This is a genomic window from Mycobacterium sp. PTI7, from assembly GCF_056679845.1.
The window spans coordinates 4,040,709-4,066,265 of sequence record NZ_CM155252.1 but is presented as its reverse complement, the minus strand read 5'-3'; the positions used below and the strand labels follow the sequence as shown (position 1 = coordinate 4,066,265).

Here is a 25,557-nt window from a genome sequence, read left to right as displayed (position 1 = left end):
CTCGTCTGCGTCCGTCCGGTACCCGAGCCACGGGACCGGAACGTGAAGTCCATGACGTCAGCGAGGTCGTCTACGTGGGGACGCCCAGCGGGTTCCGCCCGGCGCGCCTGACCATCGGCATCATCTCGGCCGGTCGGGTCGGTACCGCCCTCGGAGTCGCACTCGAACGCGCAGAGCACGTCGTCGCGGCGTGCAGCGCGATCTCCCGCGCGTCGATCCGACGGGCCGAACTGCGACTGCCGGAGACGCCCGTGTTGCCGGTGCCCGACGTCGCCGCCCGGGCCGAACTCCTGCTGCTGGCGGTGCCCGACGCCGAACTGTCGGGACTGGTGGCGGGCCTCGCGACCACCGGCGCCGTGCGGCCGGGGACCATCGTCGTGCACACCTCCGGCGCCAACGGCGTCACTGTGCTCGCCCCACTCACCGAACTGGGGTGCATACCGCTGGCCATCCACCCCGCGATGACGTTCACCGGGGCCGACGAGGACGTCGCCCGCCTGTCCGAGTCCTGCTTCGGCATCACCGCCGCCGACGAGGTCGGCTACGCCATCGCCCAGGCCCTGGTACTCGAGATCGGCGGCGAGCCGTTCCGGGTCCGCGAGGACGCCCGCGCGCTCTATCACGCCGCACTGGCGCACGGCGGAAACCACGTCACCACCGTCGTCCTCGACGCCGTCGAGGCGCTGCGGACCGCGATCCAGGGCCAGGAACTGCTCGGCCAGGAGATCGTCGGGGACGGCCCCGGCGGCATCGCCGAGCGCATCCTCGCCCCGCTCGCCCGCGCCTCGCTGGAGAACGCGCTGGCCCGCGGTCAGGGTGCGCTGACCGGTCCGGTCGCACGCGGCGACGGCGCTGCGGTGGCGACTCATCTGCGGGCGATGTCCGAAGTGAATCCCGAACTGGCGCAAGCTTATCGGGCGAACTCCCTGCGCACCGCCCAGCGCGCCCACGCGCCCACGGAGGTGTTCGCCGTGTTGGACCGAGAACCGGAAGGGCCATCGTGAAGAGTCGACCACCGAAGTTCGTGCGTAACGAACTCAACGTCTACTCGAAGCCGGCGGACGTATCGGCGGTGACGCGTGCGCTGCGCACCACCGGTCGTCGCGTCGTGCTGGTGCCGACCATGGGCGCACTGCACGAGGGGCACCTGACGCTGGTGCGGGCCGCCAAGAGCGTGCCGGGCGCGACCGTCGTCGTCTCGATCTTCGTCAACCCCCTGCAGTTCGGCGCCGGGGAGGATCTCTCGGCCTACCCGCGGCCGCTCGAGGACGACCTGGAGGTGCTGCGCGCCGAGGGCGTCGAGATCGCGTTCACGCCGACCGAGCACGACATGTACCCGGCGGGCCGGCGCACCACCGTGCACCCCGGTCCGCTCGGCGCCGAACTCGAAGGCGGTTCGCGCCCAACGCACTTCGCGGGCATGCTGACCGTCGTCCTCAAGCTGTTCAACGTCGTCGGACCGGACAGCGCGTACTTCGGCGAGAAGGACTACCAGCAGCTGGTCCTGGTCCGGCAGATGTCCGACGACCTCGACCTCGGCGTGCGGATCGTCAACGTACCGATCGTGCGGGAGGCCGACGGGCTCGCCATGTCGTCGCGCAACGTCTACCTGGACCCCGAGCAGCGCGAGCAGGCCGGTGCGCTGTCTGCCGCGCTGCTCGCCGGCATGTACGGCGCCTCCCGTGGCGCCGAGGAGGCACTCGAGGCGGCCCGCGCCGTGCTGGTCGAGGTGCCCGCGCTCGACGTGGACTACCTCGAGATCCGGGACCCCTGGCTGGGTCCGACCCCGGCGCAGGGCCCCGCGCGCATGCTGGTGGCCGCCCGGCTCGGCAACACCCGGCTGCTCGACAACATCGCCATCGACGTCGGCGCCTCCGCGGGCATCGACGGTCACTCCCGCGTGGAGGCGGACGGCACCGGCGAACTGCCCTGGAGGAATTGATGTTCCGTACATCTGCCGGGTCGGCGCGGTAGAGCCGGTGCTCCTCGCGATCGACGTCCGCAACACCCACACCGTCGTAGGGCTGGTCTCCGGCTCCGGCGACCACGCGAAGGTGGTGCACAACTGGCGGATCCGCACCGAGGCGGCGGTCACCGCCGACGAACTCGCACTCACCATCGACGGGCTCATCGGTGACGACGCCGAACGGCTGACCGGGGCGACGGCCCTGTCGACGGTGCCGTCGGTGCTCCACGAGATCCGGATGATGCTCGACCAGTACTGGCCGTCCATCCCGCACGTGCTGATCGAACCCGGTGTGCGAACCGGCATTCCGCTCCTGGTGGACAACCCGAAGGAGGTCGGGGCCGACCGCATCGTCAACTGCCTCGCGGCCTACCAGCGGTACCACCGGCCGGCGATCGTCGTCGACTTCGGCTCGTCGATCTGCGTCGACGTCGTGTCCCGCAAGGGCGAGTTCCTCGGCGGTGCCATCGCGCCGGGCATCCAGGTGTCGTCGGATGCCGCCGCCGCGCGCTCGGCCGCCCTGCGCAGGGTCGAGCTGACCCGGCCGCGGTCGGTGATCGGCAAGAACACCGTCGAGTGCATGCAGGCCGGTGCGGTGTTCGGCTTCGCGAGCCTCGTCGACGGCCTGGTCAGCCGGATCCGCGAGGACGTCGACGGCTTCGGGGGTGACGACGTGGTGGTGATCGCGACCGGGCACACCGCGCCCTTGGTGCTGCCCGATCTGCACACCGTCGAGCACTACGACAAGTTCCTGACCCTCGACGGCCTGCGGCTGGTGTTCGAGCGCAACCGCGTCGAGCACCGCGGCAAGCGCTGAACACACGGTCGGCCGGTCAGAAGAAGGTGCGGACCAGGTCGACCACGCGGCGGTCGTCGTCGAGCACCGGGATCAGCTGCCACTTGTCGAACGTGGTGCACGGGTGCGAGACGCCGAACTGGATCCAGTCGCCGACCGCGACGCGCGACGCGTCCGCCGCGCCGAGCGACAGGAACGCGTGCTGGTCGTTGAGCGCCGTCACGCGGCTGTCGGCCAACCCGTAGGGCACCGGCAGGTCGGCGTCGTGTGAGACGTCGCGGCGGCCCATCGTCAGCAGTGCGAGATCCGGTTCCGGCCGCGACGTCACCTGCGCCCACACCGTCAGGGCCGCGTGCAGGTCCAGCGGCGACGTGCGGCGGTACAGCCCGTCGTCGTGGGTGAGGTAGCAGCCGCTGCGCAGTACCGTGCGCACGGAGACGCCGCCCGGCCAGTCGGTGAGCTCCTCGGCGACCGCGTCGGGGAACGTGCTGCCGCCGGCCGTGGCGAGCACCTCGTCGGAGTCGATCAGCGGCTGCAGCGCGATCACCGCCGCCCGCATCTCACCCAGGTAGGCGCGGACGCGTGCGTAGGACTCGGGTGACACGTCGTGGCCGAGCGCGGCCTCGTAACCCGCGACGCCCACCAGCCGCAGCCGAGGCGACCGGTCGACCGCGCGGGCGACGTCGTCGAGCGCGGCGGGTCCGCGGCAGCCGGTGCGGCCGCCCGCGACGCCCACCTCCACGCAGACGTCCAGCGGCCGGGTCGCGCCCGCGTCCCGCAGTGCCGCGGTCATCAGGTCGACGCCCGCGACCGAGTCCACCCAGCAGACCACCGTCGCGTCGGGGTGCGCGGTGAGGTCGGCGGCCAGCCATCGCAGTCCGGCGGTGTCGACCAGTTCGTTGGCCAGCAGGATCCGCCGCACGCCGAAGTGCCGGAAGGTCCGCACCTGCGAGATCGTGGCGGCCGTCGCGGCCCACGCCCCGGCCGCGAACTGGCGCGCCAGGAGCTGCGGTGACATGTGGGTCTTGGCGTGCGGGGCGAGGTCGACGCCCCGCTCACGGCACCACCGTGACATCGTCGACAGGTTGTGGGCCAGGGCCGTCTCCGACAGCACGCACACGGGCCCGAGGGCGCCGTCGTCGAACGGATCGGGCCTCAGAGCGCACACCTGGGCGGGCGTGCGATCCGACCAGGACGGCGGGATGCCCTTGTGCCACCAGCCGATGGGCTGGTCTGCGAGGGCCGCCACGGCGGTCGCGTCGATGGGGACGGTCACCGACTCATTTAAGCTGGCACGTCGTGAGCACTGCTGATGAAACCGAGTCCGACGTCCCCGAGCAGTTCCGGATTCGTCAGGCCAAGCGGGAACGGTTGCTCGCCGAGGGCCGCGACCCGTATCCGGTCGAGGTGCCCCGCACCCACACCCTGGCCGAGGTCCGGGCCGCCTACCCGGCCCTGGAGGCGGCGGTCGAGACCGGCCAGTTCGTCGGCGTCGCAGGCCGGGTCGTGTTCGCGCGCAACTCCGGCAAGCTGTGCTTCGCGACGCTGCAGGAGGGCGACGGCACGCAGCTGCAGGCCATGATCAGCCTCGACAAGGTGGGTTCGGACTCACTCGAGGCCTGGAAGTCCGACGTCGACCTCGGCGACATCGTGTTCGTGCATGGCGAGGTGATCAGTTCCCGGCGCGGTGAATTGTCTGTGCTCGCCGATTCGTGGCAAATCATTTCCAAGGCGCTGCGTCCCCTTCCGGTCGCGCACAAGGAAATGAGCGAGGAGTCCCGGGTCCGTCAGCGGTACGTCGATCTGATCGTGCGTCCGGAGGCCCGTTCGATCGCGCGCCAGCGAATCGCCGTGGTGCGCGCATTGCGGTCCGCTCTGGAGCGCCGGGACTTCCTGGAGGTGGAGACGCCGATGCTGCAGACGCTCGCCGGTGGTGCCGCGGCGCGTCCGTTCGTCACGCACTCCAATGCGCTCGACGCCGACCTCTACCTCCGGATCGCGCCGGAGTTGTTCCTGAAGAGGTGCCTCGTCGGTGGTTTCGAGCGGGTTTTCGAACTGAATCGGAACTTTCGCAACGAAGGTGCCGATGGCACGCATTCGCCGGAATTCGCGATGTTGGAGACATATCAGGCCTACGGAACGTATGACGATTCCGCGATCGTGACGCGTGAGGTTATTCAAGAAGTCGCGGACGAGGCGATCGGCACGAGAAACGTGCCGTTGGCCGATGGCAGTACCTACGATCTCGACGGCGAATGGGCGTCGCTGGAAATGTACCCGTCGCTCTCGGAGGCGCTGGGCGAGGAGATCACCCCGGACACCGGCGTGGAACACCTCTGGGCACTCGTCGACAAGCTGGGCGTGGAGGTGGCCCGGGATCGCGGGTACGGGCACGGGAAGCTCGTCGAGGAACTGTGGGAGCACACCGTCGGCGAGACGCTGTGGGCTCCGACGTTCGTGCGCGACTTCCCGGTCGAGACGTCGCCGCTCACCCGCGCTCACCGCAGCATTCCGGGTGTCACCGAGAAGTGGGACCTCTACATTCGCAAGTTCGAATTGGCCACCGGATACTCGGAATTGATCGATCCCGTGATCCAGCGTCAGCGGTTCGAGGCGCAGGCGCGCGCGGCGGTCGCCGGCGACGACGAGGCAATGGTGCTCGACGAGGACTTCCTGGCCGCCCTCGAGTACGGCATGCCGCCGACGACCGGAACGGGAATGGGCGTCGATCGTCTTCTCATGGCACTGACGGGATTGTCCATTCGAGAAACGGTTCTGTTTCCGATTGTGCGTCGCGCCGGAAACTGAACTCCGGTAATCATACTTCTTGAATGATTCGTCTTTTCGTGTCAACATTGCGGCAGGGGTTCACGCTGAACCCGCGATGTGCTCATGCAGAAGGGTCAGTGTGAACTGATGGCGAAGAAGGTTACCGTCACCTTGGTCGACGATTTCGATGGAGAGAATGCCGCCGACGAGACCGTTGAATTCTCACTCGATGGCGTCAGCTACGAGATCGACCTTTCCGCGAAGAATGCCGCAAAGCTTCGGAACGATCTGAAGGGTTGGGTCGAGGCGGGTCGTCGCGTCGGCGGCCGCAGGCGGGGCCGGTCCGCCGGCTCGGGTCGCGGTCGCGCGTCCATCGATCGCGAGCAGAGCGCCGCGATCCGGGACTGGGCCCGGCGCAACGGCCACAACGTGTCGACGCGGGGCCGGATCCCGGCCGACGTCATCGACGCGTTCCACGCGGCAACGTAGCCGGAGGTTGCCATCGCCGTTCTCCGTCACCGGGGCGCAGGCGGTCCGTTCGCTAGCGGCATAGCGATCGGAGGCCGATTCGGTGCCGATCCCGGAACTGTTCCTGCCTGGCACCGCGTTGCATGAGTGCAGTAGCGGGTAGCTCCAGACAGGCGGGGCGTCCCGAGCCTCCGACCACTACAGTGGGCGGTAGGTGCAGAGCGTGGTCTACCACGCCGTCGAGTTTCACGAACTGCGCTATTTGATGGAGAGCAGGTAACCACCGATGTTCGAACGCTTCACAGACCGCGCACGGCGCGTCGTCGTCTTGGCTCAAGAAGAGGCCAGGATGCTCAATCACAACTACATCGGCACCGAGCACATCCTCCTTGGCCTCATCCACGAGGGCGAAGGCGTTGCCGCCAAGTCGCTGGAGTCGTTGGGCATCTCCCTCGAGGGCGTGCGCAGCCAGGTCGAGGAGATCATCGGCCAGGGCCAGCAGGCGCCGTCCGGACACATCCCCTTCACCCCGCGTGCCAAGAAGGTGCTCGAGCTGTCGCTGCGCGAGGCGCTGCAGCTCGGCCACAACTACATCGGCACCGAGCACATCCTGCTCGGTCTGATCCGCGAGGGCGAGGGCGTCGCAGCCCAGGTGCTGGTCAAGCTCGGGGCCGAACTGACGCGGGTGCGTCAGCAGGTCATCCAGCTGCTGTCCGGCTACCAGGGCAAGGAGACCGCCGAGGCGGGCACCGGAGGTCGCGGAGGCGAGTCCGGCAACCCCTCCACGTCGCTCGTGCTCGACCAGTTCGGTCGCAACCTGACCGCAGCCGCGATGGAGGGCAAGCTCGACCCCGTCATCGGCCGCGAGAAGGAAATCGAGCGGGTCATGCAGGTCCTGAGCCGCCGCACCAAGAACAACCCGGTGCTCATCGGCGAGCCCGGCGTCGGCAAGACCGCCGTCGTCGAGGGCCTCGCGCAGGCGATCGTGCACGGCGACGTGCCCGAGACGCTGAAGGACAAGCAGCTCTACACCCTGGACCTCGGTTCACTGGTGGCCGGCAGCCGGTACCGCGGTGACTTCGAGGAGCGCCTGAAGAAGGTGCTCAAGGAGATCAACACCCGCGGCGACATCATCCTGTTCATCGACGAGTTGCACACGCTCGTCGGCGCGGGTGCCGCCGAGGGTGCCATCGACGCGGCCTCGATCCTGAAGCCGAAGCTGGCCCGCGGCGAGCTGCAGACCATCGGTGCGACCACCCTCGACGAGTACCGCAAGTACATCGAGAAGGACGCCGCACTCGAGCGCCGCTTCCAGCCGGTGCAGGTCGGCGAGCCGACCGTCGAGCACACCATCCTGATCCTCAAGGGACTGCGCGACCGGTACGAGGCGCACCACCGGGTGTCGATCACCGACGGTGCCATCGCGGCGGCCGCCACCCTGGCCGATCGCTACATCAACGACCGGTTCCTGCCGGACAAGGCGATCGACCTGATCGACGAGGCCGGTGCCCGGATGCGCATCCGCCGGATGACCGCTCCGCCGGACCTGCGCGAGTTCGACGAGAAGATCGCCGATGCCCGCCGGGAGAAGGAGTCCGCGATCGACGCGCAGGACTTCGAGAAGGCAGCCAACCTGCGTGACAAGGAGAAGACCCTCGTCGCGCAGCGGGCCGAGCGCGAGAAGCAGTGGCGCTCCGGTGACCTGGACGTCGTGGCCGAGGTCGACGACGAGCAGATCGCCGAGGTCCTCGGCAACTGGACCGGCATCCCCGTGTTCAAGCTGACCGAGGCCGAGACCACGCGTCTGCTCCGCATGGAGGACGAGCTGCACAAGCGGATCATCGGCCAGGAGGACGCCGTCAGGGCGGTGTCCAAGGCGATCCGGCGTACCCGCGCCGGCCTGAAGGATCCGAAGCGGCCGTCCGGCTCGTTCATCTTCGCCGGCCCGTCCGGTGTCGGTAAGACCGAGCTGTCCAAGGCGCTCGCCGAGTTCCTGTTCGGTGACGACGACGCGCTCATCCAGATCGACATGGGCGAGTTCCACGACCGCTTCACCGCGTCGCGGCTGTTCGGTGCCCCTCCCGGGTACGTCGGCTACGAAGAGGGCGGCCAGCTCACCGAGAAGGTGCGCCGGAAGCCGTTCAGCGTGGTGCTGTTCGACGAGATCGAGAAGGCCCACCAGGAGATCTACAACAGCCTCCTGCAGGTCCTCGAGGACGGTCGTCTCACCGACGGCCAGGGACGCACGGTCGACTTCAAGAACACCGTGCTGATCTTCACCTCGAACCTCGGCACGTCCGACATCAGCAAGGCGGTCGGTCTCGGCTTCACCCAGGGTGGCGGCGAGAACAACTACGAGCGGATGAAGCAGAAGGTCAACGACGAGCTGAAGAAACACTTCCGCCCGGAGTTCCTGAACCGCATCGACGACATCATCGTCTTCCACCAGCTGACGCAGGAGGAGATCATCACGATGGTCGACCTCATGATCAACCGCGTGGGCAACCAGCTCAGGGCCAAGGACATGACCATGGAGCTGACCGACAAGGCGAAGGCGCTGCTGGCCAAGCGTGGCTTCGATCCGGTGCTGGGTGCGCGGCCGCTGCGTCGCACCATCCAGCGTGAGATCGAGGACCAGCTCTCGGAGAAGATCCTCTTCGACGAGATCGGCGCGGGTCAGGTCATCACCGTCGACGTCGAGAACTGGGACGGCGAGAGCAACAACGTCGAAGACGCCGTCTTCACGTTCGCCGGCGCACAGCGCGCCGTCGTCGAACCCGATCTCGCCGGAGCCGGCGCGGCCGGAGCCTCGACCACCGAGTAACCCTTCGACACCACATGGACGCCCCCGACGCGAGTCGGGGGCGTTCGTGCGTTCGGGGGAGGCGCGTGACGGGTGCCCAACGTGCGGGTACGGCGGCGGATCGGCCCGAATCCCGCCGTACCCGCACGTACGACGCGGTGCCGCAGTCGAAGCGGATATCGGACAGCGCGCTCGGATCCCGGGTTGACGGTTTAGGATGCTGATGTAATCGACGGACAGCGGAATCCGGTGCAAGTCCGGAACGGTCGCGCCACTGTGAGAGTCAGACCCGACGCCGTCACCCCGACACGGGACGCGAAATCCCGAAAGGACCCGACATGACATCTTCCGAGGCTCGCAAGAGCGCCGCTCCCGCACTGGATCTCTCCGCCACCCGCGCCGCGGTGTGGCTCTCCGCGACGGCGTTCCTGGCGCTGCTCGTCCTGTACTTCGTCGGCATGGACCAGGGCGCCACGTCGGTGTTCGGCAGCGACACCCACATCCACGAATTCATCCACGACGCCCGCCACCTCCTCGGCTTCCCCTGCCACTGATCCAGCGGCCAGGAGAAGAAGAGAACATGGAGAAGCAGATCATCGGGCGCGGCCTTCTGGCCGGCGCCCTGGCCGGGGTGTTCGCCTTCGTCTTCGCACGGATCTTCGTCGAGCCTGCGATTCAGGCGGCCATCGGCTACGAGGACGGCATCGGCGCGGCGCACGAGGCGATGGAGTCGGCGGCGGGAGTCGCGGGCCACAGCCACGGCGCCGACGGCGGCGGGTTCTCCCGGACCATCCAGATGAACATCGGCATGGGGCTGGGCGTGCTCGCGTTCAGCGTGGCGATCGGCGCGCTGTTCGCCGTCGTGTTCGCTGTGACCTACGGCCGGGTCGGCAGCGTGTCGGCCAAGCTGCTGTCGCTGTACGTGGCGGGCGGCATGCTGCTGAGCCTCTACGTCGTGCCGTCGCTGAAGTATCCGGCCAGTCCGCCGGCGCTGAGCCTGGACGAGACCATCCGGCAGCGCACGCTGCTCTACCTGCTGATGGTGGTGCTGTCCGCGGCGCTGCTCGTCGGAGCGGTGTACCTGGGCAGGCAGCTGCGCGGCAGGCTCGGCGCCTGGAACGCGGGTGTGGCGGGTGCGGGTGCCTACCTCGTGGCGGTCGGGCTGCTGATGCTGGTGCTGCCCACCATCGACGAGACGCCGGGCCCGCTGGTCGACGACGGGGGAACCATCGTCTACGAGGGGTTCCCGGCCGACGTCCTGTACGACTTCCGGCTGTACTCCCTCGGCACGCAGGTCGTCGTCTACGCGACGATCGGTCTGGCCTTCGCGGCGCTGGTGTCGAAGCTGCTGGACGGCAGGCGCCAGGAGAGCGTCTCTGCGTGACCGCACGTGAGTGAGGTCGTCCGGCTGACCATGGTGAGTCACGCCATGACCGATGCCATGGCAGCCGGGCGATTTCCGATCGACGAACCGCTCAACGCCCTCGGGCGGCGGCAACTCGACGCCACCGTCGAACTCGGTCCGATCGACGCCGCCACGTGCGGCCCGGAGAAGCGGACGCGTGGGACCGCCGAACTGCTCGGCCTGCGCGCCGAGGTGGATCCCGCGCTCGCCGATCTCGACTGCGGGGCGTGGAAGGGCAACGTGCTCGGTGGCGTGCCGCCGGCCGACCTGGCGATCTGGTTGACCGACCCCGCCGCGGCACCGCACGGCGGTGAGTCGGTGGTCGCCGTCGTGGCCCGGGTGCGCGCGTGGCTGGACGGGCTCGCCGGCCGGCGCGGACGGCTCGCCGCCGTGACCCATCCGGCCGTCATCCGGGCTGCGGTCCTGGTGGCGCTCGACGCGCCGCCGAAGTCGTTCTGGCGCATCGACGTGGCACCCGCGAGCCACACGGTGATGCACCTGCGCGGGCAGGCGTGGACGCTGCGGTCTACCGGTTAGGTAGATCCACCGGGAGCAGGTCGAAGCCCTGGGTGGCGATCGACTGCAGCCACGTGGCGGCCGCCAGGCTGCGGTACTTGGGCCAGACGAGTTGGAAGCTCATGACCCAGCCCTGGCCGCTGCGGTCGCGGGCATACCAGCTGAACGTCAGGTCGCCGGGCAGGTTGCCGCCCTTGGCGGCGATGTAGGGGAACGTGGCGCGGTCGAGGTCGATGCCCGGTGTGGCCGAGAGGATGTCCGCCACCGGCGCGGCGCGTCCGACGGCCGTCGCCTGCAGGGCGGCGTGCACCCGGCAGATGTCCATCGCGCTGCCGTACCACTCCACGCCGTAGGGGGACGCGGGCGTGCGCGTGCGCATCGGATCTGGTTCGTAGGGAAGGATGTTCGTCTTCCGCAGCATCTCTGCGCGCTGCTCCGGCGGGGCGGTCTTCCAGTCCTCGCGTACGTCCGGCTTGCCCCAGCCGATCGAGAAGAGTTCGTGGGTGTTGGGGAACGGCGTCATCGACGCGGGGTCGTGATGACCGGCCGCGGCCAGCGCACGCTCGACCGCACCCGGGCCCAGGGCGGCCATCAGCAGGTCGGTGGCCATGTTGTCGCTCGCCGAGATCATCTGCTGCGCAGCGTCTCTGACCGAGACGTGCGATCCGGGCGGCAGCTTGTCGAAGCCCGCCGAGCCGACGGCCTTGGACTCCTTGGTGATCAGCAGCGGATCGTCCCAGTCGAGCGTGCCCGCGTTGACGGCGCGGCCGACGGCCAGCAGCACGTAGAGCTTGAATATCGATGCGAGCGGCAGGGATTCGTCGACGTTGGTGCCCGCCACCTTGACGCACCGGCCGTCGGTCACCTTGGACGCCTGGTAGGCGTAGTGGGCGCCGGACCCGGTGATCTCGGCGTCGACGTCGGACCACTGCCGGATCTTGGGCTTGACGACCGTCACCTCGAAGCGGTCCACCAGGCCGGATTCGCCGGTGCGCAGCTTGACGTCCTCGGACACCGCGTAGGAGGTCCGGACGTGCAGCGTGGCGTGACCCGCGCCCACGTCGACCCCGGTGACGGTGATGGGTCGGTCGGCCCACAGCCGGTCCATCGCGCCCGTGACGGCCTCGACGATCTCGGGGTCGGCGAGCGTGCCGACCGTGACGGTGCCGAGCGGCCAGTCGGAGTTGACCATGTCCAGGAGTTGCTTGGCCCGCAGCCCCTGCGGTGTGTTGGTGCCGATGTGTGCGCCGTACGCGGCCTCGGCGGGTGCCGGGCCGGTGTGGGCGCATCCGCAGGCCAGGGTCACGACGAGCATCGTGGCGATCGAGGCTCCGATCGACCGACGCCGGACCCGGCCTGCGCTGTTACGCAGCGCCGTTCCAGGCACTACGGATCCCCAAGTCGCTAGGCCTCCGAGCGCTGGACGTCGAGCACGACCTCGAACTCGAGCAGCGACGCGCCGGTGGCGACGGGGTTCGCCCGCTGACCGGCGTGCGCCTCGACCGCCGGGCCGCTGGCCCAGGCCTGGAAGGCCTCCTCGGACTCCCACTGCGTGACCACGAAGTAGCGGTTCTCGCCCTTGATCGGGCGGAGCAGCTGGAAGCCGAGGAAACCGGGCTGGCCGTCGACGGCGTGGGCACGGTTGGCGAAGCGCTTCTCCAACTCGGGGCCTGCGTTGGGCGGAACGTCGATCGCGTTGATCTTCACCACTGCGTTGACGGGCATGGGCCTAGGTTACCGCGAGGGAGCGAGGCAGTATTACGGCCATGGGTGCCCCACTTCTGACCGATCGGGGCGGCCGGGGCGAGCCGGTGATCCTGGTGCACGGCCTGATGGGCCGCGGCAGCACCTGGGACCGGCAGGTGCCGTGGCTGGCCGAACTTGGGCGGGTCTTCACCTACGACGCCCCGTGGCATCGCGGGCGCGAGGTGGCCGATCTCCGGCCCGTGTCCACCGAGCGGTTCGTCGCCGACCTGGCCGACGCGGTGTCCGAGGTCGGCGGGCCGGTGACGCTGGTCGGCCACTCGATGGGGGGACTGCACGCGTGGTGTCTCGCCGCGGCGCGCCCCGATCTCGTCAGCGCGCTCGTCGTCGAGGACATGGCGCCCGACTTCCGCGGCCGGACGACGGGCCCGTGGGAGCCGTGGGTGTACGCGCTGCCGGTCGAGTTCACGTCGGAGGAGCAGATCGTCGAGGCCTTCGGCGACGTCGCCGGCCGCTACTTCAGGGAGGCGTTCGACCGGACGGGGACGGGGTGGCGGCTGCACGGCCACCCCGAGCGCTGGATCGAGATCGCCGCCGAGTGGGGGACCCGGGACTACTGGGAGCAGTGGGCCCGGGTCCGCGTCCCGACGCTGCTGATCGAGGCGGCCGACTCGGTGACGCCGCCCGGGCAGATGCACAGGATGCACGAGACCGGCTTCGACACGACCTACCTCCGGGTGCCGGACGCCGGTCACCTGGTGCACGACGACGCGCCCCGCGAGTACCGCGAGGCGGTCGAGGGCTTCCTAACGACGCTCGCCCGTCGCGCCTGAGGCCGGCCACGACGGGTTCTGCTCGAATCGCGTGCGGGCGGCGTCGGCGTCGTGCTGGATGCGGTGCCAGTCCGCGTCCTCCTCGACGCCGGCCAGGTATGAGCGGACCGGGTCGCCCCGGTGCGACGCCCAGCTCAGGAGTGCGGCCACCGCGAAGGGTGCCGCGAGGATGAGGACGGTCAGTAACAGGTTCATGGCAGTAATGATTCGCGCATCGAATTCCTGCCACTAGTGGCAGGACGGACGGCAGGGGATAAGATGCTGCCATGATCAAGACCGTGTCAGCGCTGGTGATGGACGGCCTGGCCGTCTTCGAATTCGGCGTGATCTGCGAGGTCTTCGGCATCGACCGCTCAGACGACGGCGTGCCCAACTTCGACTTCAAGGTCTGCGGCCCCGAACCCGGCAGGCCGGTCCGCACGTCGGTGGGTGCGTCGCTCACCCCCGACCACGGCTTCGACGACCTGATCGGCGCCGACCTGGTCGCCATCCCCGCGATCGGTGGCGGCCACTACCCGGAGGAGGCCCTCGACGCGATCCGCCGGGCCGCCGCCTCCGGATCGATCATCCTCACCGTCTGCTCGGGGGCCTTCGTCGTCGGCGCCGCCGGCCTGCTCGACGGGCGCGAGTGCACGACGCACTGGATGCACGCCGACGAGCTGGCCCGCATGTATCCCACCGCCAAGGTCGACCGCAACGTCCTCTACGTCGACGACGGCAACCTCATCACCAGCGCGGGCACCGCGGCGGGCATCGACGCGTGCCTGCACCTGGTGCGTCGGGAACTCGGCAGCGAGGTCACCAACCTGATCGCGCGACGCATGGTCGTCCCGCCGCACCGCGACGGCGGTCAGCGGCAGTACATCGAGCAGCCGATTCCGATCCGCTGCTCCGAGGGCTTCGCCCCGCACCTGGACTGGATCCTGGCCAACCTGGAGAAGCCGCACACCGTCACCACGCTGGCGCGGCGGGCGAGCATGTCGGCCCGGACGTTCGCGCGGCGGTTCGTGGAGGAGACGGGCCGCACCCCGATGCAGTGGGTCACCGACCAGCGCGTGCTCTACGCCCGACGCCTGCTCGAGGAGACCGATCTCGACATCGACCGCGTGGCCGACCGGTCCGGCTTCGGCACCGCGACGCTGCTGCGCCACCACTTCCGCCGCGTCATCGGCGTGACGCCGTCGGACTACCGGCGACGGTTCTCCTGCACGGATTGCGCTGCCACGGCCTAGGTTCGGCTCAGAGCGAGTACACGTGCCACGATCCCGGCACGCCCTTCAGTTCGTGCTCGCCACGCGAGGTGAAGTCCCGGCGCGACCCGGTCACGATGTCGCGCACCGTCGAGGACACCAGCACCTCGCCGGCGCCCGCCAGCCCGGCGACCCGAGCGCCGATGTGGACGGCCATGCCGGCGATGTCGTCACCGCGCACCTCGACCTCGCCGGCGTGCACGCCGACGCGCACCTCGAGATCGAGTGAGCCGACGGCGGCGACGATGGCCTGCGCGCAATCGAGCGCCCCGCTCGGACTGACGAACGTGGCCACGAATCCGTCACCGGCGGTGTTGATCTCGCGGCCGCGGAACCTGTCGAGTTCGCGGCGGACGGTCGCGTCGTGGTAGTCGAGCAGATCGCGCCACCGGTCGTCGCCCATCGCCGACGCGCGCGCCGTCGAGCCGACGATGTCGGTGAACACGATCGTGGTCAGCACGCGTTCGGCCTCGGCCTCGCTGCGCGCGCCGGTCACGAACTCCTCCACCTCGTCCAGGATCGGCGTGGTGTCGCCGATCCAGTACAGGGCGTCGGCGCCGTCGATCTCGACGTAACGCGCGCACGGGATGTGCTCGCCGAGGTAGCGGCCGTGTCTGACGTCGACGAACGCCGACTCGCTGCGGTGGATCACCAGGGTCGGCACGTCGATGTCCGGAAGCTTGTGCCGCACATCGGCTTCGGTGAGCACCTGGCTGGCCATCCGGGCCATGCTCGGCGAGGCGGCGCGATTGCCCGCGTGGTCCCACCAGTTGCGGAACGCCCGGTCCGAGGCCACCGAGGGAGCCACCAGGCGCAGCATGTCGAAACCCCGTTCCACCGCGTCGGGTTGCAGCGCCACGGTGGTGAACGGGGTCACCCCGCCGAGCCGCGTGCCCGCCTCGTAGTCCGGCGCCCAGCCGGCACGCGCGCTGCCGTTGACGATCACCAGGTGGCTCACCCGGTCGGGGTGGTCGGCCGCGAGCAGCAGCGCGCTGACCGCCGTGTATCCCGAGCCCAGGACGGCGACGCGCTCGCACCCGAGTGCGTTCAGCACCGTGATCGCGTCCTCCGCCCAGCAGGACGGGGTGATGGTGTCGGCAGAGCCGATCCGCGACGACATGCCCATGCCGCGCTGGTCGAAGCGGATCACCCGGCAGAACGCCGACAGCCGCCGGTAGAACCGGTACATGGCCGGTTCACTGTCGATGGAGTCGATCGGGACGAACGGGCCCGGCATGACGATCAGGTCGACGGGGCCGTCGCCGAGCACCTGGTAGGCGATGTCGAGATCGCCCCGCGAGGCGTACTGAGTCCGCGGCGCCGCTGAACCCCGTCCTGCCACGGGTCAAGGCTAGTGCTCCCGCGACCGGACCGCGGACGAACTAGCCGCCTTCTCCACTCAGGGCGAACAACCCGTCGGCGGTCTGCTCGACGAGGCCGTCGGTCAGTAGCGACAGCAGCGCGCGGTCACGCTGCACGGTGTCGGTCAGCCACACCACGTCGAGTTCGGCGCGCGTGACGGGAGCGGCGTTGCCGCGCAACACGTCCAGCAACTTGCCGCGCACCTGCCGGTCGGTGCCGGCGAACCGCTGGACCTTGCGTGCCGGTTCGGTCGCGGCCGGGTACCCGAGCGACCGCCACCGGCACGAACTGAGCGGGCACAGTCCGCACTTCGGGGATCGCGCCGTGCACACCACGGCGCCCAGTTCCATGAGTGCCACCGAGAACTCCGGTGCGCGAACGTCGTTGGGCAGCACGGCGTCGACGTCGGCAAGGTCGCGGACGCTGGCCGGGGAGTCCGCGCGGCCGTGCACCACGCGTGCGATCACCCGCCGCACGTTGGTGTCGACGACGGGCACCCGCCTGCGGTAGGCGAAGCACGCGACGGCCCGCGAGGTGTAGGTGCCGACGCCGGGGAGGGTGAGCAGCGTGTCGACGTCGTCGGGCACCACGTCGCCGTGCTCGGTCGCGATGGTCGTCGCGCACTCGTGCAGCCGCTTCGCCCGGCGCGGGTAGCCCAGCTTCCCCCAGGCCCGCAACACGTCGGCGGTGGATGCGGCGGCGGTCGCCGACGGGGTCGGCCAGCGTGCGACCCAGTCGCGCCAGATGGGTTCGACGCGGGCGACGGGGGTCTGTTGCAGCATGAACTCGCTCACCAGGATCTGCCATGCGCTGACGCCCGGTCGGCGCCACGGGAGGTCCCGCTGCTCGCGCCGGTACCAGTCCAGCAACTCCTCGGCGTCCAGGGTCACAGTGAAACCTCAGCGGCGCTCGGGCAAGATGACAGCCATGCCGAACTCGAATCCAGTGAGCGCTTGGAAAGCACTACGCGAGGGTAACGACCGCTTCGTCAGCGGCACCCCGCAGCATCCGAGCCAGGGGGTGGCCGACCGCGAGCGTCTCGTCGACGGTCAGAAGCCGACCGCTGTGCTGTTCGGCTGCTCCGACAGTCGGGTCGCCGCGGAGATCATCTTCGACCAGGGTCTCGGCGACATGTTCGTGGTCCGCACCGCCGGCCACGTCATCGACTCCGCGGTGCTGGGATCGATCGAGTTCGCGATCGGCGTGCTCGGCGTACCGCTGATCGTGGTGCTCGGCCACGACAGCTGCGGCGCGGTCAAGGCCACGCTGTCGGCGATCGACGACGGCAGTGTGCCCGGCGGATACGTCCGTGACGTGGTCGAACGCGTCACGCCGTCGATCCTGGTGGGCCGGCGCGAGGGGCTGTCCCGGATCGACGAGTTCGAGACCAAGCACGTCAACGAGACGGTCGCGCAGCTCAACGAGCGCTCCACGCTGATCCGCGACGCCATCACCGCGGGCACCGTCGCCGTCGTCGGCGCCACCTACCATCTGTCCGACGGACGGACCGAACTGCGCGACCACATCGGCGACATCGGCGAAGTCTGAGGGGCGACACGCCGCGCGAGGTCGGACGATAGGGCATGACCTGCCCTTACCGTTGAAATGTGCTGGAAGTAGAACCGCATGCCCCGCTCCCGCCGGAGATCTACCGGCGTCGTCGGATGCTCGCAATCGGGTTGGCCACGCTTGCCGTCGTAGTCGTCGCGGCGATCGTGTTCGGCCTCGTCTCGGCGTTCTCGGGCGACTCGAGCAGCGAACCGGCTTCCACCGATACCTCGGCCGCGGCCGGGCCGACGCCCCTGCCCGGGGAGAACCCCGAGGTCAAGACCCCGGTGCAGCCGCCTGCCCAGCAGGCGCCCGCGCCGACCCCCACGCCGTCGGCTGCCGTGGTGCCGCCGCCGGTGCTGCAGGCCGGCGAGGACTGCCCGGACTCCACGCTGGCGGTCAAGGGCATCACCAGCCAGCCGAACTACGTGATCGGTGATCAGCCGAAGTTCACGATGGTCGTCACCAACATCGGCCTGGTCGCCTGCCAGCGCGACGTCGGCGCCGCGGTCCTCGCGGCCTACGTCTACTCGCTGAACAACGACCGGCTGTGGTCGAACCTGGACTGCGCGCCGTCCAACGAGACGCTGGTGAAGACGTTCAACCCCGGCGAGCAGGTCACCACCGAGGTGACGTGGACGGGCATGGGCTCCGGCCCGAACTGCCCGCTGCCGCGTCAGGCCATCGGACCCGGCACCTACAACCTGGTGGTGCAGCTCGGCAACCTGAGGTCGGCCGCCGTGCCGTTCATCCTCGCCGAGGCCGCACCCGTGGCGCCCGGTGAGGCGCCGCCGGTGGATGCGCCCGCACCCGCCGGCGAGGTCCCCGCGCCCGTCGGCTGAGGCCCTACTCGGCCTGACCCTGACCTCGTCGAGCCGGAGCGTAGCGTCGCTGCGCGGCCGCTGGGACGACGTGACTCTCCGGTTCGGCGAAGAGATTCGCGGGGCCGGTCAGGCCAGCTGATTGGCGATGGTCGACTCGGCCAGCGCCGACAGACCCTCGCGGATGTGGCGGGCCCACATCGACCCGATGCCGTCGACCGACTGCAGGTCGCTGGCGCTCGCGGCAAGTACTCCCTGCAGCGACCCGAACGACCGCACCAGCAGGTCGACGTGCGCGAACTGCAGGCGCGGGATGCCCGCCATCGCGCGGTAGCCGCGTGAACTCATCGCCGAGTCCTGCGCCTCGAGCGTCGACGGGTAGCCGAACACGCGTGCCAGCGTGGTGAAGTCGAGCAGCTCGTTGTCGGACAGCGCGTCGAGTTCCTCGAGCGTCGACGACACCTGCGCGGCGGTCGGCGGGTCGGGGTTGGCGTGGTAGTCGCGGACGATCAGCTCGCGGGCCGTGTCGTTGTCGCCGACGAGTTCCTCGAGCTGCAGCTTGAGCTGGCGGCCGTCGGTGCCCAGTTCGACCACGTCCGCGTCGATCTCGAGGCTGATCCGACGGACCATTTCGAGACGCTGCACCACGGTCATCACGTCGCGCAGCGTGACGAAGTCCTCGATCTCGGCCGTCGACAGCTGGCGATTCACCTCGTCGAGGCGGGTGGTGTATCGCTCGAGCGTCGCGATCGTCTGGTTGGTGCGCGACAGGATGGCCGCCGAATCGGGCACCACGTGCCGCTCGCCGGCGACGTAGACCGTCACGATGCTCATCGAGTGGCTGACCGAGATCACCGGGTAGCCGGTCTGGACGGCCGCGCGTTCCGCCGAGCGGTGCCGCGTGCCGGACTCCTCGGTGGGGATCGACGGATCCGGCACCAGCTGCACGTTGGCGCGCAGGATGTGCGTGCCGTCGCTGGAGAGCACCACCGCGCCGTCCATCTTCGACAGCTCGCGGAGCCGGGTGGGTGCGTACTGGACGTCGAGCGTGAAGCCGCCGTCGCAGATCGCGTCGACGCTGTCGTCGTAGCCGAGGACGATCAGGGCGCCCGTGCGGCCGCGCAGGATGCGTTCCAGACCGTCGCGAAGCGGCGTCCCCGGGGCGAGCCTGCCGAGCGTCTCGCGCAGCGTCGGACGTGCCAACTGCACCACGTTTCCCGTGGTGGTGCGGCCCGCCGCCCGTGCGCTGGTTGCCTTCACGGCCATCGGCCCCTCCTCGGTCCAGCCGCGTCGTCAGCCGCCGTCAGGCACCATTGTGGGCGATCTGGCGCATCGCGTGCAACGCCGCGCCGAGGTCGTCGACGGCCTTGAGTCGCAGACCAGGGGGTGCCTTGGTCACCCCGGACGGCACGACGGCACGCTTGAAGCCGAGCCTGGCGGCCTCGGCGAGCCGCCGGTCCATCCCGGTCACGCGGCGGATGTCACCGGCCAGGCCCACCTCGCCGATTGCGATCGCGTCGGCGGGCATGGGCAGATCCTGGGCCGCGGACGCGATGGCCACCGCGATGGCCAGGTCCGCGGACGGGTCGGTGAGCTTCATGCCGCCGACCGTGGAGAGATAGACGTCGGACGAGCCCAGCGGGAAGCCCGCGCGCTTCTCGAGGACCGCGAGGATCATCGCGCTGCGCGACGAGTCGATGCCGCTGGTGGCGCGTCGCGGGATGCCGGTGGTGGCCTTGGCGACGAGCGCCTGCACCTCGCCGACGAGCGGCCGCTTGCCGTCGAGCGTCACCGTGACCGCCGTGCCGGGCACCGGCGCCGGTCGCAGGTCGCGGAAGAGCCCGGACGGATCGGCCACGCCCTCGATCCCGTTGTCGTGCAGCTGGAAACAGCCCACCTCGTCGGCCCCGCCGAAGCGGTTCTTGACCCCGCGGACCAGTCGCAGCGTCGATGCGCGGTCGCCCTCGAAGTGCAGGACCACGTCGACGAGGTGCTCGAGGGAACGCGGCCCCGCGATGGCTCCGTCCTTGGTGACGTGGCCGACCAGGATGATCGCGACGCCGGTGGTCTTGGCCGCCATCGTCAGCGCCGTGGTCACCGCGCGGACCTGCGTGACGCCGCCGGTGACGCCGTCGGTCTCGGAACTGGTCATCGTCTGCACCGAGTCGACGATCACGATGCTGGGCCGCACCTCGTCGATGTGTCCGAGCGCGGTCTGCAGGTCGGATTCGGCGGCGAGGAACACCTCGTCGTGGCTGCAGCCGATCCGCTCGGCCCGCAGCCTGATCTGGCCCGCGGACTCCTCGCCGGACAGGTACAGCGCGCGGCGGCCCGCACAGGCCCAGCGGTAGACGACGTCGAGCAGCAGCGTGGACTTGCCGACGCCGGGGTCGCCGGCGAGCAGCGTCACCGACCCGGGTACCAGCCCGCCGCCCAGGACGCGGTCCAATTCGCCGATGCCGGTGGGGAAGTGGCGGGTCTTGCCGGGATCGATCGAGCTGATCGGCACGGCGGGGGAGGTGGGCGCGACGGACCGGCGGGCGGGTGATCCACCGATCGTGGACAGCACCGCGACCTCGTTGACCGTGCCCCAGGTGCCGCAGTCCGCGCAGCGACCGACCCACTTGGCCGTGACGTGGCCGCACTCCGAACACCGGTACTGCGAACGCGCCTTCGAACCGCCTCGTGTCACGTCGTGACGCTATCCGGCGGCACCGACAGAAGCGTCGATGCGGCTAGTGGCCGCCGCCCGTGTCGCCGCCCTCGCCGCCGGACGAGCCGCCCGGCTCGGCGTCGCGGCGCGGCTCCTCGCCCGCCGAGATCGGAACGGGGATGGTGGCTGAGCCGGCGCGCTCGAAGGTGAACGTGAAGTCGTAGTTGATGCCGTTGGAGATCGGCTTCGTCAGCGCGACGGTCGCCTCGGCGGTCTTGGCGCCCTCGACGGCGTCGAGCGGGCTCACCTGACCGTCGGGGGTGCCGACCACGAGCGAATCGCCCGCGGGCACCTCGCGGCTGCCCGACAGCGTCACCACGCCGACGTCGGAGGTGATCGACACCAGCCGGTCGACGTTGGCCGCGGATCCGTTGGCGGCGACGAAGATCAGCTCGGCCTGGCTGCCGGGCTCGACGGCGTCACTCGTCTGCGGGGCCCGCAGGTGCAGGTTGCGCAGCGCGATGCCGTAGGTCGGGTCGCCCACCGAGGCGGTGGTGCCGTTGACCGCGGGCATCTGCATCGCGGTCTGCGAGATCTGACCTGCGCTGCACCCGCTGAGGAGCACCGTCGCGGCGAGACCGCACGCGGCCATCCCCGACGTGACGACGGTCGTGAGGGATCGGGAGCGGTTCACTCAAGCCTCCTGCTCGGGCCACGGCGGCCATGGGACGGTCGTCCGCTGCTTCGACTATGCAGAGTAGTAGGTGGTGGTCGGCGGCGGTAGCCGAGGTCGGGTCCGGGCTCCAGCGGTACCCCCGAGGTGGTCGGTGGGGTCGGTGAAACCGTGGCGGGGCGACGGCAAGTGGCGTCCGCGGCGGTGGTCGATTCGCAATCGGAACCGTCGGCCCGAGTTTGCCCGGGGGGCTCGCGGTGGCACGGTTTCGTCGCCCTGTCAACCCCTTGTCTCCACCCACGGTGCCCCTGACCTGCACCGTTGATAAACACGCCCCCTGCCGACGTGTTAACATGGACACGTGAAAGGGGCTTCATTCTGATGATTTTCAAGGTCGGAGACACAGTCGTCTATCCACACCACGGTGCCGCGCTGATCGAGGCGATCGAGACCCGGACCATCAAGGGCGAGCAGAGGGAATACCTCGTCTTGAAGGTCGCGCAGGGTGACTTGACCGTCCGCGTTCCCGCAGACAACGCCGAGTACGTGGGTGTGCGCGACGTGGTGGGACAGGAGGGTCTCGACAAGGTCTTCCAGGTTCTGCGTGCCCCGCACACCGAGGAGCCGACCAACTGGTCGCGCCGCTACAAGGCCAACCTCGAGAAGCTCGCTTCGGGTGACGTGAACAAGGTCGCCGAGGTCGTTCGCGACCTGTGGCGTCGTGACCAGGAGCGCGGACTGTCCGCCGGTGAGAAGAGGATGCTGGCCAAGGCCCGGCAGATCCTCGTCGGCGAGCTGGCGCTGGCCGAGAACACCGACGACGAGAAGGCCATGAGCATTCTCGACGAGGCGTTGGCCGCAGCCTCCTGACGGAGTCATCCGTCCGGGGCGGCGCCACGCGCCTGCGCTGACCGACGTGACCTTCCGAATCGGACTGGGCACCGACGTCCATCCCATCGAGGTGGGTCGGCCGTGCCGATTGCTGTGTCTCGAGTTCGACGGCGCCGACGGCTGCGCCGGGCACTCCGACGGTGACGTCGCCGCCCACGCCCTGTGCGACGCGCTGCTGAGCGCGGCGGGACTGGGCGACCTCGGCTCGGTCTTCGGTACCGACCGCGTCGAATGGCGGGGAGTCAGCGGGGCCGACATGCTGCGTCACGTGCGGAGCCTCCTCGACGGGGAGGGTCTGCGCGTGGGCAACGCGGTGGTCCAGGTGATCGCCAACCGGCCGAAGATCGGTCCCCGACGGGAGGAGGCGCAACGCGTGCTGTCCGACCTGCTGGGGGCGCCCGTCTCGGTCTCCGCGACCACCACCGACGGGTTGGGCCTGACCGGCCGCGGCGAGGGGCTGGCGGCCATCGCGACGGCACTCGTGGTGACCGACGAGCGCTTGCGCGAGGAGTCGACAAGCACCGACGAGCCCCCGCCCGAGGGGTCGGCAACGTCCGATGACGATTAGTGGCGATCTGGCCGGTAAGCTGGCCCGTCGTGACTGATCGTGCCGGCTTGCGGCTCCACGACACCATGACCGGTGGCGTGCGGGACTTCGTGCCGCTGCGCGAGGGCCATGCCTCCATCTACCTGTGCGGCGCGACCGTGCAGGGGCTGCCCCACATCGGTCACGTCCGCAGCGGCGTCGCGTTCGACGTGCTGCGCCGCTGGCTCACCGCCACGGGATACGACGTCGCGTTCATCCGCAACGTCACCGACATCGACGACAAGATCCTCAACAAGGCCGCCGACGCGGGACGTCCGTGGTGGGAATGGGCCGCGACCTACGAGCGTGCCTTCAGCGCCGCCTACGATGCGCTCGGGGTACTGCCCCCGTCGGCCGAGCCGCGCGCCACCGGGCACATCACCCAGATGGTCGAGTTGATCGAGCGGCTGATCGAGCGCGGCCACGCCTACGCCAGCGGCGGCGACGTCTACTTCGACGTGCTGAGCCAGCCGGAGTACGGCGCGCTGTCCGGCCACCGCATCGACGACGTCCACCAGGGTGAGGGCGCCGCGACCTGCAAGCGCGACCCGCGCGACTTCACGCTGTGGAAGGGCGCGAAGCCCGGCGAGCCGTCGTGGCCGACGCCGTGGGGGCCGGGCCGACCGGGCTGGCACACCGAGTGCGTCGCGATGTGCGAGGCCTATCTGGGCTCCGCGTTCGACATCCACGCCGGCGGCATGGATCTGGTCTTCCCGCACCACGAGAACGAGATCGCCCAGGCGAAGGCCGCGGGCGACGACTTCGCCCAGTTCTGGCTGCACAACGGGTGGGTCACGCTCGGCGGCGAGAAGATGAGCAAGTCGCTGGGGAACGTGCTGTCGATTCCCGCTGTGCTGCAACGGGTTCGGCCGGCGGAGCTGCGCTACTACCTGGGCAGCGCGCACTACCGGTCGATGCTGGAGTTCTCCGAGAACGCCCTGCAGGACGCGGTCAAGGCCTACACCGGCATCGAGGATCTGCTGCACCGGGTGCGCAGCCGCGTCGGTGCGGTCGTGCCGGGTGAGTGGACGCCGAAGTTCGCCGCCGCACTCGACGACGATCTGGCGGTGCCCGCGGCGCTCGCCGAGGTGCACGCCGCACGCGCGGAGGGCAACCGGGCGCTCGACGCCGGCGACCACGCGACGGCCATGACCCATGCGCGATCGATTCGCGCCATGATGGGCATCCTCGGCTGCGATCCGCTCGACGAGCGGTGGGAGTCGCGCGACGAGACCTCGGCCGCGCTGGCCGCGGTGGACGAACTGGTGCAGTGGGCGCTGGTGCAGCGGGCCGACGCCCGCGCGAACCGCGACTGGGCGCAGGCCGACGAGATCCGGGACCGGCTGAAGGCGGCCGGTATCGAGGTCACCGACACCGCCGACGGTCCGCAGTGGTCGCTGGTGGATCCGAGCGACAAGTGACCGATGATGCAGGGCGACGGGACTGACGATGGCTGGTAACTCTCAACGGCGCGGTGCCATCCGCAAGGAAGGCACGAAGAAGGGCCCGCAGGTCGGTTCGGGCGGCCAGCGCCGCCGCGGCCTCGAGGGCAGGGGCGCGACGCCGCCGGCCAGCGCCCGGCCGCACCATCCCGCGGGCAAGCGCGCGGCGAAGGTGGCCCGGTCGGCGCAGGGCAGGCAGAAGAAGACCGACGAGACCGAAGTCGTGCTCGGCCGCAACCCGGTGGTCGAGTGCCTGCGGGCGGGCGTGCCCGCGACGGCGCTGTGGGTGATGCTCGGCGCGGAGTCCGACGAGCGCCTGACCGAATCCGTACAGCGGGCCGCCGATGCAGGCATCGCGATCCTCGAGGTGCAGAAGCACGATCTGGACCGCATGAGCAGCAACGGTCTGCACCAGGGCATCGCGCTGCAGGTGCCGCCCTACGAGTACGCGCACCCCGACGACATGCTGGCCACCGCGCTGGCCGACTCGACGCCTGCGATGCTCGTGGCGCTCGACAACATCTCCGACCCCCGCAACCTCGGGGCGATCGTGCGTTCGGTGGCGGCGTTCGGCGGCCACGGCGTGCTGATCCCGCAGCGGCGGTCGGCGTCGGTCACCGCGGTGGCGTGGCGGACCAGCGCCGGCGCGGCCGCACGTCTGCGCGTCGCGCGGGCCACCAACCTCACGCGCACGCTGCAGAGTTGGTCGGCCGCGGGCCTGCAGGTCGTGGGTCTGGACGCCGGTGGCGACACCGAACTCGACGAACTCGACGCGTCCGGTCCGATGGTCGTGGTCGTGGGATCCGAGGGAAAGGGGTTGTCGCGCCTGGTGCGCGAGAACTGCGACTCCATCGTGTCGATCCCGATGGCGGGCCCCACCGAATCGCTCAACGCATCGGTCGCGGCAGGCGTCGTGCTCGCCGAGATCGCCCGCCAGCGCCGCGCCTGACCCCGTTCCCGCCAGTCGGGCAGTGGCTACATTCCTTCGGCGAGCGTGCGTGTCTGCGGGCGACACGCCGGGCGGAAACACGACTCAACGCACGCTCGCGGCCGGATCTGACAGCGCCGCCG

General features: G+C 69.9%; 26 protein-coding genes. 17 read left to right on the top strand and 9 right to left on the bottom strand.

Annotation, left to right across the window (positions count from 1 at the left end):
- Nucleotides 1–74 precede the first annotated feature (74 nt).
- Genes AC1MEY_RS19595 through AC1MEY_RS19585 form a run of 3 tightly spaced genes read left to right on the top strand, consistent with a single transcriptional unit; the run spans nt 75 to nt 2,783 of the window.
- Entirely contained in the window at nt 75–1,004 is a 930-nt protein-coding gene (locus tag AC1MEY_RS19595) for a Rossmann-like and DUF2520 domain-containing protein (RefSeq protein WP_480227083.1), read from the top strand.
- A complete protein-coding gene (panC, locus tag AC1MEY_RS19590) occupies nt 998–1,942 on the top strand; it encodes a pantoate--beta-alanine ligase (protein WP_480231570.1) in 945 nt (314 codons plus the stop codon). Before AC1MEY_RS19595 ends, panC begins: the two co-directional genes overlap by 7 nt.
- 37 nt (nt 1,943–1,979) lie before the next feature.
- Nucleotides 1,980–2,783 carry a type III pantothenate kinase gene (locus AC1MEY_RS19585; protein ID WP_480227082.1) on the top strand — a complete coding sequence of 268 codons (804 nt, stop codon included), beginning with the start codon at nt 1,980–1,982 and terminating at the stop codon, nt 2,781–2,783.
- 16 nt (nt 2,784–2,799) lie between these two features.
- On the opposite strand, the gene AC1MEY_RS19580 is transcribed toward AC1MEY_RS19585, so the two are convergent.
- Nucleotides 2,800–4,038 carry an alanine racemase gene (locus tag AC1MEY_RS19580; RefSeq protein ID WP_480227081.1) on the bottom strand — a complete coding sequence of 413 codons (1,239 nt, stop codon included), beginning with the start codon at nt 4,036–4,038 and terminating at the stop codon, nt 2,800–2,802.
- A 23-nt stretch (nt 4,039–4,061) separates the two neighbouring features.
- On the opposite strand from AC1MEY_RS19580, the gene lysS reads away from it, so the two are divergent.
- The 6 genes from lysS to AC1MEY_RS19550 all read left to right on the top strand — a co-directional run bounded on the left by lysS (nt 4,062) and on the right by AC1MEY_RS19550 (nt 10,744).
- Nucleotides 4,062–5,570, top strand: a complete 1,509-nt coding sequence (gene lysS, locus AC1MEY_RS19575; RefSeq protein WP_480227080.1) for a lysine--tRNA ligase — start codon at nt 4,062–4,064, stop codon at nt 5,568–5,570.
- A gap of 108 nt (nt 5,571–5,678) precedes the next feature.
- Entirely contained in the window at nt 5,679–6,020 is a 342-nt protein-coding gene (gene lsr2 / locus AC1MEY_RS19570) for a histone-like nucleoid-structuring protein Lsr2 (protein WP_163795297.1), read from the top strand.
- A gap of 265 nt (nt 6,021–6,285) precedes the next feature.
- On the top strand, nt 6,286–8,823 hold the full coding sequence (gene clpC1 / locus AC1MEY_RS19565) for an ATP-dependent protease ATP-binding subunit ClpC (protein WP_480227079.1): 2,538 nt from the start codon (nt 6,286–6,288) through the stop codon (nt 8,821–8,823).
- A gap of 317 nt (nt 8,824–9,140) precedes the next feature.
- Nucleotides 9,141–9,356, top strand: a complete 216-nt coding sequence (locus AC1MEY_RS19560; protein ID WP_163795295.1) for a CbtB domain-containing protein — start codon at nt 9,141–9,143, stop codon at nt 9,354–9,356.
- A 26-nt stretch (nt 9,357–9,382) separates the two neighbouring features.
- Nucleotides 9,383–10,186 (top strand): CbtA family protein, encoded by an 804-nt coding sequence (locus AC1MEY_RS19555; RefSeq protein WP_480227078.1) that lies wholly within the window; start codon nt 9,383–9,385, stop codon nt 10,184–10,186.
- 6 nt (nt 10,187–10,192) lie between these two features.
- Nucleotides 10,193–10,744: a histidine phosphatase family protein gene (locus AC1MEY_RS19550; RefSeq protein ID WP_480227077.1), complete on the top strand. Its 552-nt coding sequence runs from the start codon at nt 10,193–10,195 to the stop codon at nt 10,742–10,744.
- On the opposite strand, the gene AC1MEY_RS19545 is transcribed toward AC1MEY_RS19550, so the two are convergent.
- Both AC1MEY_RS19545 and mhuD read right to left on the bottom strand, forming a co-directional pair.
- Nucleotides 10,734–12,038, bottom strand: coding sequence for a serine hydrolase (locus AC1MEY_RS19545; RefSeq protein ID WP_480227076.1), 1,305 nt, complete (start codon nt 12,036–12,038; stop codon nt 10,734–10,736). The two genes, AC1MEY_RS19550 and AC1MEY_RS19545, sit on opposite strands and share 11 nt — an antisense overlap.
- An 89-nt stretch (nt 12,039–12,127) precedes the next feature.
- On the bottom strand, nt 12,128–12,448 hold the full coding sequence (gene mhuD / locus AC1MEY_RS19540; RefSeq protein ID WP_480227075.1) for a mycobilin-forming heme oxygenase MhuD: 321 nt from the start codon (nt 12,446–12,448) through the stop codon (nt 12,128–12,130).
- A gap of 41 nt (nt 12,449–12,489) precedes the next feature.
- On the opposite strand from mhuD, the gene AC1MEY_RS19535 reads away from it, so the two are divergent.
- A complete protein-coding gene (locus AC1MEY_RS19535) occupies nt 12,490–13,260 on the top strand; it encodes an alpha/beta fold hydrolase (RefSeq protein WP_480227074.1) in 771 nt (256 codons plus the stop codon).
- Here the strand turns inward: AC1MEY_RS19535 and AC1MEY_RS19530 are convergent.
- The gene (locus AC1MEY_RS19530; RefSeq protein WP_480227073.1) at nt 13,234–13,455 is read right to left on the bottom strand and encodes a hypothetical protein; all 222 of its coding nucleotides are present in this window, start codon (nt 13,453–13,455) and stop codon (nt 13,234–13,236) included. The genes AC1MEY_RS19535 and AC1MEY_RS19530 overlap by 27 nt on opposite strands.
- A gap of 71 nt (nt 13,456–13,526) precedes the next feature.
- On the opposite strand from AC1MEY_RS19530, the gene AC1MEY_RS19525 reads away from it, so the two are divergent.
- Complete coding sequence (locus tag AC1MEY_RS19525; protein ID WP_480227072.1) at nt 13,527–14,492, top strand: GlxA family transcriptional regulator; 966 nt, start codon at nt 13,527–13,529, stop codon at nt 14,490–14,492.
- A 7-nt stretch (nt 14,493–14,499) separates the two neighbouring features.
- Here AC1MEY_RS19525 and AC1MEY_RS19520 read toward each other — a convergent pair whose 3' ends face one another.
- The gene (locus tag AC1MEY_RS19520) at nt 14,500–15,852 is read right to left on the bottom strand and encodes an adenylate/guanylate cyclase domain-containing protein (RefSeq protein WP_480227071.1); all 1,353 of its coding nucleotides are present in this window, start codon (nt 15,850–15,852) and stop codon (nt 14,500–14,502) included.
- A gap of 40 nt (nt 15,853–15,892) precedes the next feature.
- Complete coding sequence (locus AC1MEY_RS19515; RefSeq protein WP_480227070.1) at nt 15,893–16,762, bottom strand: HhH-GPD family protein; 870 nt, start codon at nt 16,760–16,762, stop codon at nt 15,893–15,895.
- Nucleotides 16,763–16,799: 37 nt separating this feature from the next.
- On the opposite strand from AC1MEY_RS19515, the gene AC1MEY_RS19510 reads away from it, so the two are divergent.
- Both AC1MEY_RS19510 and AC1MEY_RS19505 read left to right on the top strand, forming a co-directional pair.
- A complete protein-coding gene (locus AC1MEY_RS19510; protein ID WP_480227069.1) occupies nt 16,800–17,420 on the top strand; it encodes a carbonic anhydrase in 621 nt (206 codons plus the stop codon).
- Nucleotides 17,421–17,479: 59 nt separating this feature from the next.
- Nucleotides 17,480–18,262, top strand: coding sequence for a hypothetical protein (locus tag AC1MEY_RS19505; RefSeq protein ID WP_480227068.1), 783 nt, complete (start codon nt 17,480–17,482; stop codon nt 18,260–18,262).
- 108 nt (nt 18,263–18,370) lie between these two features.
- Here AC1MEY_RS19505 and disA read toward each other — a convergent pair whose 3' ends face one another.
- Genes disA through AC1MEY_RS19490 form a run of 3 tightly spaced genes read right to left on the bottom strand, consistent with a single transcriptional unit; the run spans nt 18,371 to nt 21,546 of the window.
- Entirely contained in the window at nt 18,371–19,507 is a 1,137-nt protein-coding gene (gene disA / locus AC1MEY_RS19500) for a DNA integrity scanning diadenylate cyclase DisA (RefSeq protein WP_480227067.1), read from the bottom strand.
- 37 nt (nt 19,508–19,544) lie between these two features.
- Complete coding sequence (gene radA, locus AC1MEY_RS19495) at nt 19,545–20,933, bottom strand: DNA repair protein RadA (RefSeq protein ID WP_480227066.1); 1,389 nt, start codon at nt 20,931–20,933, stop codon at nt 19,545–19,547.
- Nucleotides 20,934–20,976: 43 nt separating this feature from the next.
- Nucleotides 20,977–21,546, bottom strand: coding sequence for a copper chaperone PCu(A)C domain-containing protein (locus AC1MEY_RS19490; protein ID WP_480231569.1), 570 nt, complete (start codon nt 21,544–21,546; stop codon nt 20,977–20,979).
- Between the two features lie 402 nt (nt 21,547–21,948).
- Here AC1MEY_RS19490 and carD point away from each other — a divergent pair, with 402 nt between their 5' ends.
- The 4 genes from carD to rlmB are packed head-to-tail and all read left to right on the top strand — an operon-like array spanning nt 21,949 to nt 25,435.
- Entirely contained in the window at nt 21,949–22,437 is a 489-nt protein-coding gene (gene carD / locus AC1MEY_RS19485; protein ID WP_480227065.1) for an RNA polymerase-binding transcription factor CarD, read from the top strand.
- A 46-nt stretch (nt 22,438–22,483) separates the two neighbouring features.
- On the top strand, nt 22,484–23,026 hold the full coding sequence (gene ispF / locus AC1MEY_RS19480) for a 2-C-methyl-D-erythritol 2,4-cyclodiphosphate synthase (RefSeq protein WP_480227064.1): 543 nt from the start codon (nt 22,484–22,486) through the stop codon (nt 23,024–23,026).
- Between the two features lie 29 nt (nt 23,027–23,055).
- Nucleotides 23,056–24,465 (top strand): cysteine--tRNA ligase, encoded by a 1,410-nt coding sequence (cysS, locus tag AC1MEY_RS19475; RefSeq protein ID WP_480227063.1) that lies wholly within the window; start codon nt 23,056–23,058, stop codon nt 24,463–24,465.
- A 28-nt stretch (nt 24,466–24,493) separates the two neighbouring features.
- Nucleotides 24,494–25,435: a 23S rRNA (guanosine(2251)-2'-O)-methyltransferase RlmB gene (gene rlmB / locus AC1MEY_RS19470; protein ID WP_480227062.1), complete on the top strand. Its 942-nt coding sequence runs from the start codon at nt 24,494–24,496 to the stop codon at nt 25,433–25,435.
- The last annotated feature ends 122 nt before the right edge of the window (nt 25,436–25,557 follow it).